The 15,363-nt window shown below is 38.8% G+C and carries 13 protein-coding genes; 7 read left to right on the plus strand and 6 right to left on the minus strand.

All coding sequences use genetic code 11. From position 1 onward, the window contains the following. Positions 1 to 111 precede the first annotated feature (111 nt). Complete coding sequence (gdhA, locus tag HCH28_RS09370) at positions 112 to 1,485, minus strand: NADP-specific glutamate dehydrogenase (RefSeq protein WP_004269356.1); 1,374 nt, start codon at positions 1,483 to 1,485, stop codon at positions 112 to 114. Between the two features lie 175 nt (positions 1,486 to 1,660). On the opposite strand from gdhA, the gene HCH28_RS09375 reads away from it, so the two are divergent. Next, entirely contained in the window at positions 1,661 to 2,134 is a 474-nt protein-coding gene (locus tag HCH28_RS09375; RefSeq protein WP_221680718.1) for a YaiI/YqxD family protein, read from the plus strand. Further along, on the plus strand, positions 2,124 to 3,452 hold the full coding sequence (locus tag HCH28_RS09380) for a D-serine ammonia-lyase (RefSeq protein WP_221680719.1): 1,329 nt from the start codon (positions 2,124 to 2,126) through the stop codon (positions 3,450 to 3,452). The genes HCH28_RS09375 and HCH28_RS09380 overlap by 11 nt, the downstream gene beginning before the upstream one ends. 538 nt (positions 3,453 to 3,990) lie before the next feature. Here the strand turns inward: HCH28_RS09380 and HCH28_RS09385 are convergent. Then, positions 3,991 to 5,160, minus strand: a complete 1,170-nt coding sequence (locus HCH28_RS09385) for a pyridoxal-phosphate-dependent aminotransferase family protein (RefSeq protein ID WP_221680720.1) — start codon at positions 5,158 to 5,160, stop codon at positions 3,991 to 3,993. A 141-nt stretch (positions 5,161 to 5,301) separates the two neighbouring features. Between HCH28_RS09385 and HCH28_RS09390 the strand changes: the two genes are divergently transcribed. Continuing rightward, the gene (locus tag HCH28_RS09390; protein WP_221680721.1) at positions 5,302 to 6,351 is read left to right on the plus strand and encodes a DUF1835 domain-containing protein; all 1,050 of its coding nucleotides are present in this window, start codon (positions 5,302 to 5,304) and stop codon (positions 6,349 to 6,351) included. Between the two features lie 28 nt (positions 6,352 to 6,379). Here the strand turns inward: HCH28_RS09390 and HCH28_RS09395 are convergent, their stop codons facing one another. Both HCH28_RS09395 and HCH28_RS09400 read right to left on the minus strand, forming a co-directional pair. Beyond that, positions 6,380 to 6,877 carry a hypothetical protein gene (locus HCH28_RS09395; protein WP_221680722.1) on the minus strand — a complete coding sequence of 166 codons (498 nt, stop codon included), beginning with the start codon at positions 6,875 to 6,877 and terminating at the stop codon, positions 6,380 to 6,382. 350 nt (positions 6,878 to 7,227) lie between these two features. After that, complete coding sequence (locus HCH28_RS09400) at positions 7,228 to 7,854, minus strand: nitroreductase family protein (RefSeq protein WP_221680723.1); 627 nt, start codon at positions 7,852 to 7,854, stop codon at positions 7,228 to 7,230. A gap of 194 nt (positions 7,855 to 8,048) precedes the next feature. Between HCH28_RS09400 and HCH28_RS09405 the strand changes: the two genes are divergently transcribed. Beyond that, positions 8,049 to 10,079: a methyl-accepting chemotaxis protein gene (locus tag HCH28_RS09405; RefSeq protein WP_221680724.1), complete on the plus strand. Its 2,031-nt coding sequence runs from the start codon at positions 8,049 to 8,051 to the stop codon at positions 10,077 to 10,079. 37 nt (positions 10,080 to 10,116) lie between these two features. On the opposite strand, the gene HCH28_RS09410 is transcribed toward HCH28_RS09405, so the two are convergent. Further along, positions 10,117 to 11,349: a ferredoxin reductase family protein gene (locus tag HCH28_RS09410; protein WP_221680725.1), complete on the minus strand. Its 1,233-nt coding sequence runs from the start codon at positions 11,347 to 11,349 to the stop codon at positions 10,117 to 10,119. Between the two features lie 157 nt (positions 11,350 to 11,506). On the opposite strand from HCH28_RS09410, the gene HCH28_RS09415 reads away from it, so the two are divergent. Next, entirely contained in the window at positions 11,507 to 11,995 is a 489-nt protein-coding gene (locus HCH28_RS09415; protein ID WP_004269365.1) for a metal-dependent hydrolase, read from the plus strand. Between the two features lie 41 nt (positions 11,996 to 12,036). Here HCH28_RS09415 and HCH28_RS09420 read toward each other — a convergent pair whose 3' ends face one another. Continuing rightward, complete coding sequence (locus HCH28_RS09420; RefSeq protein WP_221680726.1) at positions 12,037 to 12,858, minus strand: squalene/phytoene synthase family protein; 822 nt, start codon at positions 12,856 to 12,858, stop codon at positions 12,037 to 12,039. A gap of 214 nt (positions 12,859 to 13,072) precedes the next feature. Here HCH28_RS09420 and HCH28_RS09425 point away from each other — a divergent pair, with 214 nt between their 5' ends. Both HCH28_RS09425 and coaW read left to right on the plus strand, forming a co-directional pair. Next, complete coding sequence (locus HCH28_RS09425; RefSeq protein ID WP_004269367.1) at positions 13,073 to 13,807, plus strand: SDR family NAD(P)-dependent oxidoreductase; 735 nt, start codon at positions 13,073 to 13,075, stop codon at positions 13,805 to 13,807. 628 nt (positions 13,808 to 14,435) lie between these two features. After that, positions 14,436 to 15,272: a type II pantothenate kinase gene (gene coaW / locus HCH28_RS09430; protein WP_131519759.1), complete on the plus strand. Its 837-nt coding sequence runs from the start codon at positions 14,436 to 14,438 to the stop codon at positions 15,270 to 15,272. Positions 15,273 to 15,363 lie beyond the last annotated feature (91 nt).

Raw genomic sequence — 15,363 nt, forward strand, 5'->3', positions numbered from 1 at the left:
AACTGGATTATAAATAAAAAATAAGGTGATAACGAATGTTCGTTATCACCTTGGTTGAAATTAAGAATATTCCGAAATCAAATCCTAGGAAACATTGAAAATAGAATGTTATTAATAGACACCTTCAGTAAGCATTCCATCTGCTACTTTGATAAAGCCAGCAATGTTTGCACCAACTACTAGGTTACCTGGGAAGCCATATTTTTCTGCTGCTGCTTTGCTGTCTGTATAAATATTTTTCATAATTTGATGAAGTTTCGCATCTACTTCTTCAAATGACCAAAATACGCGGCTAGAATCTTGTGCCATTTCAAGAGCAGATACCGCAACTCCCCCAGCATTCGCTGCTTTTGCTGGACCAAATAATACGCCTGCCTCTAGGAATTCATTGATTGCTTCAAGGTCTGATGGCATATTAGCACCTTCACCGATTGCTTTCACGCCATTCGAAATTAATGTACGAGCTGATTCACCGTTAATTTCATTTTGCGTAGCACACGGTAGGGCAATATCACAAGGAATCGTCCAAATTCCTGTACAACCTTCTGTAAAAGTAGCATTTGGTCGGTAATTAACGTAAGTTGAGATACGGTCACCTTTTACTTCTTTAATTTCTTTGATGGCATCTAAATCTAAGCCCTCTGGGTCATAGATATAGCCTGAAGAGTCTGAGCAAGCAACCACTTTGGCACCATACTGTTGCGCTTTTTCAATGGCATACGTAGATACATTACCAGATCCAGAAACAACCACTGTTTTTCCTTCGAATGAGTCATTTGCATCCTTTAGCATTTCGTTCACAAAGTAAACAGTACCGTAACCAGTTGCTTCCTTACGTGCTAAAGAGCCACCGTAGCCAGGAGTCTTACCAGTTAATACACCTGATTCATTTGCTTTTGTTAAACGCTTATATTGGCCCCATAAATAACCTACTTCACGAGCACCTACGCCAATATCACCAGCAGGAACATCGACATCTGGACCAATATGACGGTATAATTCAGTCATGAATGCTTGGCAGAAACGCATAATTTCTGAATCTGATTTTCCTTTCGGATCAAAGTTTGAACCACCTTTACCACCACCAATAGGTTGCCCTGTTAAAGCATTTTTAAAGATTTGCTCAAAGCCTAGGAACTTAATGATGGATTCGTTGACAGAAGGGTGGAAGCGAAGACCGCCTTTATATGGGCCCATGACATTGCTGTATTGTACACGATAGCCACGATTCACTTGTACTTGATTGTTATCATCTTGCCATGCTACACGGAAAGAAATAATACGATCTGGCTCCACAATACGAGATAAAATATTGGCCTTAATATATTCAGGATGTTGCGCGAATACAGGTACTAATGAGATGAAAATTTCTTCAGCTGCTTGTAAAAATTCCGCTTGATGACTATTCTGTTGTTTAAGTTGCTCAAATACGCCATCTACGTATTCTTTTGCTAATTGTTCATTGCTAACAGTTGTAATTGTCATAAATAAAACCCCCATTTAGTTGATAGGTGTATCGTATATCTATTTTTCAAACTATTCAATAAAATACTTTTAAAGTTTGTGAAAAATTGAGCAAGAGAGGTTGTTTTAAAATTATATTTAAATAATTTAGTTCTAAGTGATTCATCTGATTATGAGAAAGGAATGATGCCTTATTGTGAAGGTTCTTATAGACGCTGATGCCTGTCCAGTAGTGGATTTGGCGCTATCTATATCATCTGAGTTTGAGATAGAAACTATCTTGTTTTGCGATACATCACATCGTGTTGAACGTGATAATGTAATAACAATTATTGTACCCAAAGGTCCAGATTCGGTTGATTTTACGCTAGTGAACGCGCTTTCAAAACACGATATTGTTATTACACAGGATTACGGATTAGCAGCCATGGTTTTAGCACGAGGGGGGTATCCGATTGATCAAAATGGACGAGAAATGTCTAATGAAAACATCGAACGTTTGCTCGATATGCGTCATGTTGGTCAAAAAATTAGAAGGGCAGGTGGACGAACAAAGGGACCTAAAAAAAGAACACAAGAAAACAATATTTCGTTTGAAATGAAATTTCGACAAATTTGTGAACGAGCAATTTTAGCCTATAAACTGGAGGAATCTACAGGTGAAAAATGAACATAAACACGAACTATTCGAACAATATCCGCAGTTAAACGAACTAGCAAAAAAGGCTACTGTATTGTGGGAAAATACAAATTGGATGAAAAATCCTGGAACAACGCTCTTTACTATGGCTGAAGTGGATGATGCGGAAGCAACATTACAACGTTTTTCTTCTTATTTAAAAGTAGCATTTCCAGAGCTTCTAGAAAGTGATGGTTTAATTGAATCAACGATCAAGGAAATTCCTTCAATGAAAAGTGCTATTGAACAAGCATATGGTGTGGCGATTCCCGGCCAATTGCTTTTAAAATGTGATCATGCATTACCGATCTCTGGCTCGATCAAAGCACGTGGAGGAATTTATGAGGTATTAAAACATGCGGAAAGGCTAGCTTTGGCAAGTGGAAGACTTAAAGAAGTAGATAATTATGCAATTTTAGCAACAGAGGAATTCCAGTCGTTCTTCCAACAATATACGATTGCAGTAGGCTCTACGGGGAATTTAGGATTAAGTATCGGCATTATGGGCAAGAAGCTCGGCTTTAATGTCGTTGTACATATGTCGAGTGATGCCAAGGAATGGAAAAAAGCCTTACTCCGTGAAAAGGGTGCTACAGTGATTGAATATGAAGCTGATTACAGTGTAGCTGTTGAGCGGGGGCGACAGGAAGCTGAGCGAGATCCAAAGTGTCATTTTATTGATGATGAAAATTCAAAGGATTTATTTGCTGGCTATGCCGTAGCTGCCAAGCGTTTAAAGGAACAGCTCGAAAGGACGAATATTACAGTAGATGAAGCACATCCATTGTTCGTCTATTTACCATGTGGCGTAGGTGGAGGACCAGGTGGTGTTGCCTATGGATTAAAAGAAATTTACGGAGAGCATGTGCATATTTTCTTTGCAGAACCTGTCGCTTCTCCTTGTATGACGATCGGACTGATGACAGGCTTACATGACACAATTAGTGTAGAAGATATCGGCCTTGACAATCGAACAGAAGCGGATGGGTTAGCCGTTGGTCGCGCCTCCAAATTTGTAGGAAAAGTGATGGAGACGTATATAAGTGGTTGCTATACAGTATCAGATGAAGAGCTGTTTACATCTCTAGGATTAGCGATGGAAAGTGAAGGTTTATTTTTAGAGCCATCTGCACACGCAGGAATGTATGGAGCCATTCGTTTATTGCAACAAGGTCAATCCTATCTAGAAAGGCACGCATTAGTAAACCATCTACCACAAGCCACACATCTCGTATGGGCAACTGGCGGTAGCATGGTCCCACCTACAATGCGAGCTGCTTATTTAGCAAAGGTCAAGGAATTTAATTAAAGTCGGTGTGAAGCTATGTTTGGATGGAAGCTTGACCTCTATTAGTTATATCCCACTTGAGCATGGAGTAAAGCATTCGAATAGTGAGTGAGATGCCACTCTCATGTAGGACCAAAACGCTCACAACATGTATGGACCCGCTCAAGTAGGAGTCCAAAGCGCTCACAAAATGTGTAGACCTGCTCAAGTAGGAGTCCGAAGTGCTCACAAAATGTGTAGACCTGCTCAAGTAGGAGTCCGAAGTGCTCACAAAATGTGTGGATCCGCTCAAGTAGGAGCCCAAAGCGCTCGCAAAATATGTGGACCCGCTCAAGTAGGAGTCCAAAGCGCTCACAAAATGTGTAGACCCGCTCAAATAGGAGTCCAAAGCGCTCACAAAATGTAAGGACCCGCTCAAACAGGGGTCTTAAGCGCTCGAAAAGTGAAGCAACCCGCTCAGATTAGCGTCTACAAACGCGCAACGCAACTTCAAGCTTAGTAGAAACAAAATCAAATTAAAAAACAGGTGGGGGCATTTTTCTCCACCTGTTTTTGCTGTTTAACGTTGTAGTGCTTTACGTTGTGCGGCTAAGTATACTTCTTGTGCTGCAAGTACGCCTGCTCCTGGATCGAAATCATAGGAGAAATCTTGTAAGGCAGCCTCAAGTAGGGAAACGGCTTGTAAAATGTCACTTGGGAAACAATAGCCCATATGGCCGAATCTAAAAATTTTACCCTGCAGATGACCTAGTCCGCCTGCGAAATCTAAATGATAGTGTTGCTTAAGGTGCGCCAAAAATTCACCAAGATCAATTCCTTGAGGTGTTTTAATTGCTGTAATAGTTGGAGAAGCGTATTGATCTTCAGTTAATAGCTCAATGTGTAATGCTTGCATTGCATTTCGCACCATGTTTTTCATAAGGTTATGGCGGGCAACTGTTTGCGTAAAGCCACCTTCCTGTTCAATTAACTTACACACCTCATGCAGTCCGTAAATCAGTGTGATAGCAGGGGTATTAGGTGTCATGCCCTTTTCCGCCCAGCTACGATAGCTTTGAAGATTTAAATAATAAGCAGGTGTTTGATTTTCTTCAATGACTCCCCAAGCTCTTTCGCTTACGCTAACAAGAGAGAGTCCAGGTGGGAGCATCATCGCTTTTTGAGAGCCTGTCACGAGAATATCAATGCCCCAAGCATCCATTTCAGCAGGAGCGCCACCAATACAGCTTACACCATCAACGATCACAAGGGCATTTGTTTCTTCATGGATGACTTTTGCTAGTTCGGCAACTGGGTTTAAAATACCTGTGGATGTTTCATTGTACGTAACAAAAACGGCTTTAATACTTTGTAATGGCTGTAAAAATGCTCGTAGTTCTTCGGCTGTGCAAGCTTGTCCCCATTCTTTTTCAAGCTTATGTACATGGAAGCCATATTGCTCACAGATCGAAACGAAATAGTCGCCAAAAGCTCCAACTGTGATGACAACAACCTCTTCACCAGCAGATACCGTATTAACAGCCGCAGCTTCAAGCGCAGCTGTCCCACCTGAAGGTAATAGTAAGATGTCCTGTGTCGTACCGAAAACAGGCTTTACTAATTCAATTGTTTCTCGGTATAATTCTACAAATTCCTGACTACGATGACTAAAAATATTCTGATTCATCGCAAGCTGTACCTTTTTTGGAATGGGTGTTGGCCCCGGATGTCTTAAAATATTTTCATGCATATTCATCAATCCCCTTTGCTATAAATTCAAAATTTTCTAACTATAATAATAGCATATTTATGGTGCTAGCTAACTACTTTTTTGAAAAATGATGGAAGAGATTGTCATTGTGGTACAATTTTTAAAAAGGAGGCAGTGCGAATGGAAACATCCATGCATTATCCATTTATCTATTTCTTCTACGACACAAACCAGGTGCTAGTATATAGAATTCAAGCTTTAGAGTATATCACAGTAGCAGATGTGATGAAGAAGGGGGAATGGCAGAGGTATGAGCTTGAGCCATCTGAATCTGTTACAGCATTTCATCATGAACAAAGCATACCTCAGCAGGGGTGGTCTCTCTTTATGGGGCAGGAAGAGCTCTATCATTTGGTAGAAATTATTAATGATTATATTCAACAGGTCATAACTACTACTTCAGCACAAGTGGTACATATTGTTTGCTCGGAATCTGCAGCAGGCTCATTACGAGCGGCACTTGTTCCACCGAAATATGTGATCGGGTTTCCAGAGGATTTGTCGATTGGACCATTGTGGAAACTCGATGAAAAAAGAGGACAGGCATTCCGTGATAAGTGGCTAAGAGAAAATATTAATGATGGAATGGATGATTTTGTAAATCAGAATAAATTGATGAACACAATCAGAGAGATACAGGATATTCCAAGCAACCTGCCGATTTACATTTGGTGTGGGTCCAATGGAGAAGAACAGTGTGGCCTTAGATTTCTTCTTTATTTATTACGTGATAAAACCAATGAAGTTGTTCTTATCAACACAGGTGAACAACGGGCTATAAACCACCAATGGAACATGGAAATGTATGATGTAAAGCGATTGTCCGCGAAGGAGCGTCTATTTTTTCAGCAGCAGTGGGAAAGTTTAGCACAGACAAAGGATGTTTGTCGTCTATGGCTACATCAACAAATTCAAGCAGTCCAAGAGAGTTATTATGATAATTTGATTATGTCAACGATTGGACAACGTCATAAGGAGCAGGGGGATACTGATTTTATACAAACAGGTGTATTTATCTCTGAGCTATTAACAAGCATGGATGCTCCCCCAAATATCTTCTTTTTAGAATATAGAATTCGCTATTTAGTATATAGTGGGGTCTTTGAGTTAAAGGGAATTCCTAAATCAATGCACCATTACTCTGTGAAATTACGTAAAAAACCTCTTTAGCCTGTGGCATAAAGAGGTTTTAAAACAATTAAGCAACGAAAGGTCTGTTCATGCGCATTAAGCCGTAGATGGCAAAGAACAATCCACCTGTTATTACCATTAAGATTGTGTATAATACAGCCTTACCTGTTTCACCACACCAGCGGTAGAATAGGCGATACGTGAAATAGAGTGTAAAGCCTGCCGCTCCTAAAGAAGTCAGAATACCGATAAATGGAATAAACGAAACAATGATCAAGCCCGCATAAATAAGCGTATTTTTTAAAGCTGTTGCACGTATTGTTTCTCGAGTATCCCCACCAGCTGTCAGCAGGAAGAGACTATATACATTAATAATGGGAATCCAAGCAATATAGGCTACATCTCCAAAACCATTTGTTTTAGATGTCATAAAATAAATAAGTGCACTAATAATGTAGGCAATTAAACCAATAGCAAGGCCGGCTAGTATAAAGATAAAAAATAAACCACCCATGGCTGCATCTAAATCTGAGTAATAATAAGAATCATTATAGTCATAATTCATCAGAAAAACCTCCCTTCATATGAAAATACCTCCTAATCATAACAATCCTCAAGTGTTTAAGCTACAACAATTTAGATGTAATATTTAGTAGAAATCGCACAAATGTACTAGAATGTAGTTGGTTATTTAAGACTTTAATGATGATTTTTTGAGTGCCTTATGATAAAAATGCAAAAAATATCCTTGGAAACATTATTATGCTAGTTTTTGAGAATCATTTTCCGTTTTATTCATTTCAAAAAGTACATAGAAAAACATTACTATCCTATGATGGTAGATGCACAAGAAATGCCACAAAAAATAAAAATAGCCATCTTAACTACATTGTAAGATGACTATTTTCACGTGTATTAAATGAATTTGGCGATGTGCTCAAGTTCAATGCGGGAAGAATTGTAAGCAGGTGCGGCTGCCTTACCAATCGCAATTAAAATAACTGGGACGATATGGTCAGCTAATTCAAAGCGTTGAGCAAAGGCTTCTTTATTAAATCCACCCATTGGCACTGTATCATAGCCCATGTCTTTAGCTAGTAGCATGATTTGCATGGAAATTAGACCAGCATCAAATGTAACGATATTTTTTAACACTTCTTGGGGAAGTTGAGAATATAGATTGATCGAGTTGTTAATCATTAACTCTTTTGTTGCCTCATTGATATAGCCAAGATCGAAGTTCTTTGTATAGACAGCCTCGGCATTTTCGTACATTTTTGTATCACCTAAAACGGCAATAATTGCTGAGGAAGTTTCTACTTGTTCTTGGTTATTGGCAATAGCACGTAGCTCTTTTTTGACCGCTTCATCCTGAATTACTAAGAAGCGCCAAGGCTGTAGGTTACTAGACGATGGAGCAGACGTTGCTTCTACAAGTAATTCTTCTAATTGTTGCTGCGGGATTTTAAAGTTTTCATCGTATTTACGAACGGATTTACGCTCATGCATAACTTTAGTTAAAGAACTTTTTGTCACTGTCATTATTTTGTCTCCTTCATGGTATGATGCGTTTTTTACTATACGATAAATGAATTCATTTTCCAAGTAAATTGCTCGAATTAAAGAGTCTTGAATCTAGGATTTAAAAGTTACAAAAAAAACATATTTTTGTTGGTATAATCCATTTATACTAGAGATTGAATAGAGCAATAATAATAGATATGGAGTGAAGGTGAATGAAAAAGCTATTAGGAAATTTAAATATTATGGCAAAAATCGCAATGCTTATTCCTGTCATTACTGTTTTTTTAGGTGGTATGACCTTCCTTAACTATTTGAACGTATCCAATGAACTTGAAAGCTCTATTGAAAATGAAATGTCTATACTAGCAGATGACGTTGCAGGTTCCGTTGAGGGCAAACTGCATGCACACATTCAGCTCATAAATAGTGCAAAGACAACAATAGAATCGGCTGACAGTATGATGACCAGAGAGCAATTTATTCGCTACGTACAGCAGCTATTGCCTTTCAATAAGGAAACGTATGGTATGGGATTATGGCTAGAGAAGGATATGGCAAATGGACAAATTTTTGGGCCGTATGTCTATAAGGAAGAAGAAAAAATTGTCTCCACGGATGCTTATGAAGATCCTGCCTATCATTTTCACGAGCAAGAATGGTATCGCAATAGTATCCAATCTAATAAGGTAGTTCATACAGCACCTTATTTTGATGAAGCTCTGGGGGAAATGTTTATCTCATTTGGTACACAAATAGTCAAAGATTCTACGCCCATTGGCGTTATTACAGGAGATTATGTATTAGATTCAATTCAATCCATTGTTTCTGACGTGAAAATTCGTGAGAGTGGTTATGCATTTTTAATTGATGATAGTGGAAAAATTTTAACGCACCCTGATGTAAATAAAGTGAATAAAGAAACGATCCAGCAGTTGTTGAACATGCCTGTGGAGCAGATTTCTGATCAAAAAAAGTTAATACATACAAGCAGTGAGGGTAGTGATTTTACCTTACAATTTATGCAAATACAAGATATGCCGTGGAAATTAGTTTTACTGGTTCCGACAACTGAGCTTTACGGCGAAATACAGGCCATGCTCCAACAGCAAATCGTGATCAGTGTCGTTCTAATTTTACTTATCGCAATTAGTATTTATTTCCTTGCTCGTTACATCCGTGGGGAAGTGAAAACGATGAATACGCATTTAGGCTATCTTGCTACGGGTGATTTAACGCAACAAATGGCCGTTCATACAAAGGATGAATTTGGTGAAATGGCGCAGTATTATAATGACTCTGTGGAAGCATTAGGTTCAATGATGCAGCGCATTGTAGCTGAAACCGAGACAGTTGCTTCTACTGCAGAGGAATTAACGGCAAGTGTGCAGGAGGTCAATAAAACTGTTACAGAAGTTGCGATTTCTATGCAAGAGGTGGCAGAAAATACGAGTTCGCAACAACAGGTGAGTGGGGAGTTAGAGGGTGTAACAACACAACTAGGTGGGGATATGAAGACCGCCATGGACGATTTACATGAAGCAGTCCAACAATCGCAAAAAACCTCTGAACTTGCTACTGGCGGATCACAAAAAATACATGGTTTCGTGAATGATATTGTCCACCTACATGCACAGGTTGACAGTAGTGCCAATCTGGTGAATGGCTTGAAGGAGCATTCGCTTCAAATAGAGCAGATGAGTCAGCTCATTTCAGCTATTACAGACCAAACCAATTTACTATCACTTAATGCTGCCATTGAGGCAGCACGAGCAGGGGAAGCAGGGAAAGGCTTTGCCGTTGTTGCAGGAGAGGTCAAAGCACTTGCCGAACAAACTAGCCGTGCTTCGTTAGATATTGCAAAGGTTGTGCAGACGATTCAGGAACAAATGAATGACGCGGTAGAGATGATGGAGCAAAGTCGAAAAATAGCCCATCAAGGCATTGGTTCTGTTCAACAAGCAGGCACGACCTTCGATACAATTGCCAGTGCAATTGAAGGTCTCCAAAACACCATGCAAAAGACAAGCAAAACGACATCTGATGCTTTTGAAAAGTTGCAGGCAGTAACCAAAAAAGTACAGGCAATTAGCAAACAGGCACTTGCAACAAATGATCATACATTAAATGTATCAGCCATCACGGAGGAGCAGGCATCAACGATGAATGAGATGTCCATAGCCTCTGAGCAGTTAGCACAACTTGCTCAAAATTTGCAAGAAGAAGCAACTAAATTCACGATTTAATGGTAAGGTGTACATCTAGATTTAGGTGTACACCTTTTTAAGATCTAAATGAAAAAGCTTCCCACTGTACATTTTTCTTAGGTGCAGCCGATTTGAAATGCTTGATCATTTTTTCGGGTCCACATATATAAATACTAGTTTGTGGAGAGATGGATAACTCATCAACAGAGAGTCTGTTTCGCTGTGTTGTATCTATAAACGTGACAGTAAAATGGTCGTTTGCTTGTGCATAATCCTCTAAAAAATCTTTGTAGATGACATTGTCTTGCCCGTGAAAAGAATAATATAAGTCAATTTTCTTATCAGGCTTCGTGTGTAAATAGGCAAGAAATGGGGTGATGCCCATACCACCTGCAATCCATAGCTGCTGTGCATTCCCGTTGCCGAAGTCAAAATGACCATAGGGGCCATCTACAGCAACCTCTGTATGGACTTGAATAAGGTTGTAGACCTCTTTAGTATAGTCTCCAATAGCTTTCATCGTAAGATTGATTTGTTGTCCACATCCCCCAGAAATAGAGAAGGGATGTGGTGCTTTTTCAATACCCTCTTGAAAGACTTTCAGAAAAAGAAATTGTCCTGGTCGATAATCCAGCTGTTTTGTAAGCTTCAACTTAATTTCCAATATCTCAGGGGTCAGCCTTTGAATGGATGAAATCTGACCTTTATAGGGAAAGAACATATCCTGATACATTGTCAGCATATAAAGAGCTGACATAAATCCAATCGTAGTTGTTAATGCTGTAAAAATCCCTAAAGCTGAGGGCTGTAATAAATCATAGTGGCTAGAAAAATAAGCATGGTAAATACCCAATGTATAGGGCACAAGTAATAATCGATGAAGCCAGCGCCAATGCTCGTACTTCAGAAATTTTGCAATAAAGGCAAGAATGATTAGAAAGATAAAGCCGTATTGAGCCAGCTCGCCAAGATCTTTTGCGAATTCGTTGAGTGGCGTTTGTTGTGTTATCTCTTCATCAGGAATCATTTTTTGTAATTGCCCGTGAATAAGAATCAATACAAGTGAAAGGATTGCTAGTAATTTATGATAAAAATAGACATGCTCAAGACCACTAAACCAACGCTCCAACATTTTTATTCTTGTAGCTAATAAGAATACAAGAAATAAACACGTTATGGCTAAGCCTCCAATGACATGACTTAGTGTGTTCAACGGATGGATAGGTGCCATAGGTTTGCTAAAATACCAAAGCAAAGCACTACCACACAAAATGCTGAAAATAAAAAGTATCCCTTTATACGCTCTCATATTTAACCTCCATCACTATGTTTATCCATAATTTAACTAGCTATACAATCAGAGAGGAAAAAAGTTTCGAGCGTACGTTCGGAATGTATGTTCCTTTTTGTGTCGAATTATGTTACATTAAGAAGGAAAAATAAGAGAAAAGGAGTGGAAGTAATTTATGCAAGGGAATACCCATATCGTTGGGGGCATTACAGCAAGTCTTGCCTTTGCACAGTTTTCAAATGATAACCCACTTGTCTTAGTTGGTGCGGGGGTTATTGGTGCGTTACTTCCAGATATTTGTCATAGAGGTAGTAAAATAGGTCGGACATTTCCCCTCATCGCGAAGCTAGTGAATACAGTATTTGGACATCGTTCCTTTACACATAGTTTGTTATTTTTAATAAGCATGATGGTGTTATTACATATGTTGATTCCTTATCGAGCCATATCTATTGGAATAATTATCGGAATGGCTAGTCATATCATACTTGATATGTGTACAAAAAAAGGGGTTAAACTATTTTTCCCTGCGACTGTCTCAATTCGTTTTCCCCTTACAACGAAAACGGGTAGCAAGGTAGAAGGTGTCGTACTGATGTTGTTATCGATGTTATCTATCTATTTCAGCTATGAATTAATTGTAAGATTTATTGATGCGATATAAATAAGAAAAGCCCCAGTAATCGTTTACTGGGGCTTTTCATGTTAGTCTGCCTGTACCTCTTCAACAGTTTGCTCTACCTCGGCACGAGTCATTTTTTCTCGTCCTTCTTGCATTGCCTTTAGTGTTTTGTGAGCTAAGGCAAGTGGTAGGCGACAGAACAGCAGAATAGTACGTTTATTGATATCCTTCATATATAAATCTGCTTTGGTTAAATTTTCCTCTGCATACGCAAATAAATCCTCACGTGTCCATCCCTCTGGTACGAAACTTACACCACGTTCATCTAAATCCTCATGCTGATTACGTAAGATGTTGACAGCCTGCAATCCACGGCCGTAGCCTATTGCTAGCTCGCGATCTGTTTGAACGCCTGCACCCCATGCCCAAAGCTCAGACAGCATCGTCCCTACAAGCCCAGCCACGTAGTATGTATAATCGTCTAAATCCTCACGTGTGCGGACCTGCCAATTCGCCTTTGCCCATTTTGCCATCCCAAAAGCCATTTCACTTGTGGAAGCCTGTACAATTTTTCTGGATTCCTCAGGACAAAATGTCAGCCAATCTGCTAAACGAAGGGAGACTTCAGGTAATTGCTCTGCATAAGGTGCGAGTAATGACTGATAGGCTTCGTTATTGAAATTGTCCTTAAGTAATTCACTCATTGCTGACAGTAAATCAAATTTGACATCATTAGAAAGTTCTTCATGGTCTTCAATTTCATCAATGGCACGCATTGCTAAATAGGCTGCAGCCACTGATATCTTTAAATCATTTTTTAAAAATGTAATAGGTATATAAAACGTGCGGCTTGTATCTTTCAAAACCTGCATCGCTTCTTTGTAAAGTCTTTTTTGCTCGTTCACTTGTATTCCTCCGTTCAAATGGTTCCACATCTATAGTATATCGTATCGTAAAAATAGGGAAAGATAAAACAGATTGTTCATATTTAGAGAGATATTCTTTGAAAACGTTTCCTAAAAGTGATATAGTTTAATAGTAAACTATTTAAACTTATACTTTCATTGTGGACGAAAGTATAAGTTAAACCACATTACAAAAGAGAGGAAGTTTAGAAAAATGGGACGTTTAGATAACAAAATTGCGATGATTACTGGTGGCGCATCTGGTATGGGTGCAGCAATGGCGAAATTGTTTGCCCAAGAGGGTGCTACGGTAATTGCAGCTGATATTAATGAAGATAACCTAGCAAAAATTTCTGAGCTTGACCATGTAGAGGGGATGAAATTAGATGTTTCCTCTGACGAAAACTGGGCAGAAGTGACGAAAGCCATTGTGGAGAAATATGGTCGCATTGATATTTTAATTAACAATGCTGGTATTTCATCAGAAAAAGGACCAGATCAAATTACACAAGCGGATTGGTCAATCATGCATAATATCAATGCTTTTGGACCTTTCTTGGGCATTAAACATGCCTCTAACTATATGAAAGAAGCTGGAAAAGGCTCTATCGTTAATACATCCTCTTACACAGCGATTATTGGTGCGGGCTTTAATGCCTATACAGCTTCTAAAGGATCATTACGAGCGATTGCTCGTGCAGCGGCATCAGAGCTTGGTGCTTTCAATGTTCGTGTTAATACAGTATTCCCTGGTGTCATTGAAACACCAATGACTGCTAAATTATCAGAAGCAAAAGAAGCAATGGATATGTTAGTAAGAGCGACACCAATGGGACGCCTTGGTCAACCAGAAGAAGTAGCTAATGCTATTTTATTTTTAGCATCTGATGAAGCTTCTTACATTACAGGTGCTGAGCTTGTCATTGATGGTGGCTATTCAGCACGCTAATTAATCGTTTTAGGAAAGTGAAAGTGCCTGTTCAAGCAGTGCATTTTCACTTTTTTTGCATTTTTCAAGGCTAAATAGTGGAACCTGAGATTCGGATGCTTCCATTTTTTAAAAGCCACGTTTTTCTACCTAAACGCCTTGCATGGTTATACTCCTCATTTAAGCACTAATGAGCGTTCTTCTGGAATCTGTCTATATAAATCTTCGTGTTCCGCTTTTGAATATTCGTTAAATTTCAAAAACAGCATTATGCTTTAACAAAGCTTTATTTTTTTAGTAGAATGATGATAAAGCTTTCGAATTGCAATATAAAATTCAGCTATCCATTAGAAAAAATTTGATATTTTCCATGATTTTTTCATGAAAGTTTACGAAGTTATTGCACAATCATTTCAACAGCGTTAAAGTTTAGAAAGGGCGAAAATGTCATTACACAATTTGGGGGATTGTACTAAGCGTTTTGCTTTTGTACGAACAAATTAATTGGTCAGGATTTTGGCACACAAAAAAACTCCTTGCAAAATCCTTCGTACCAAAGAGGGCATGTACTTTAATAGTTGCCTTAATCATCGCGTAAACTGCAATCATTACATGACAAAGTTGCGTAATAAAAACAAAGGAGAATTGTATGCCAAAGGCTATAGGTATTGATGCAGGCGGCACATTGACAAAGGTTGCTTATTTAGATCAACACAATGAACTTGTTTTAACAACCTTTCCGTCTAATGATTTACAGTCTGTAAAAAAATGGATTATTGATCATCCAGATATTGAGGATATTGGTGTTACGGGGGGACGTACAGAGCAATTACTTGATGTCATTAAAACAATGAAATCGATTCATTATATAGTGGAATTTGAAGCAACATTAAAGGGTGTCCGATTTTTATTAAATAAAGAAGGCTACTTTTTTGAGCGCAGCATGATTACCAATATTGGGACAGGTACTTCCATTCATTACATGGAGGGCAATACCCATATTCGCGTTGGCGGGACAGGCGTTGGTGGTGGGACATTAATTGGATTGTCAGCGCTTACAACAGGGATTACAGATTACAATGAAATACGAGAAATGGCTGACAATGGCCATCGTGAGAGTATTGATTTATTAGTTAAGGACATTTATCAGGGAATGGATACACCTATTGATGGTCATTTAACTGCAAGTAATTTTGGAAAAGTAGGCATTACACGGTCCATGAAACATCCAGCAGAGGATATTATAGCGACGGTTCAGGGTCTAGTAGGCGAAGTTATTACAACACTTAGCATTCAATATGCGGAAGAAAAAAAGGCTCAACATATTGTCTATATTGGATCAACTCTCAGCAATAATGCTCATCTTGCCCGTGTGATTGCAAATTATACACGCACTAAGAAGCATACACCTGTTTTTATTAACGATCATGGTTTTTCAGGTGCTGTTGGAGCATTGCTAAACATTACAGAATATACAATTGTCTAGGGACGAAATAAGAATGAACATGACTAATGCACATTAGTCATGTTCATTTTTTTACAATTAGCGAAGAAACTGATCTACATAGTAACGCCTC

The sequence above is a fragment of the Lysinibacillus sp. K60 genome (genome assembly GCF_019731275.1).
GTDB classification, from domain to species: Bacteria; Bacillota; Bacilli; order Bacillales_A; family Planococcaceae; genus Lysinibacillus; species Lysinibacillus capsici.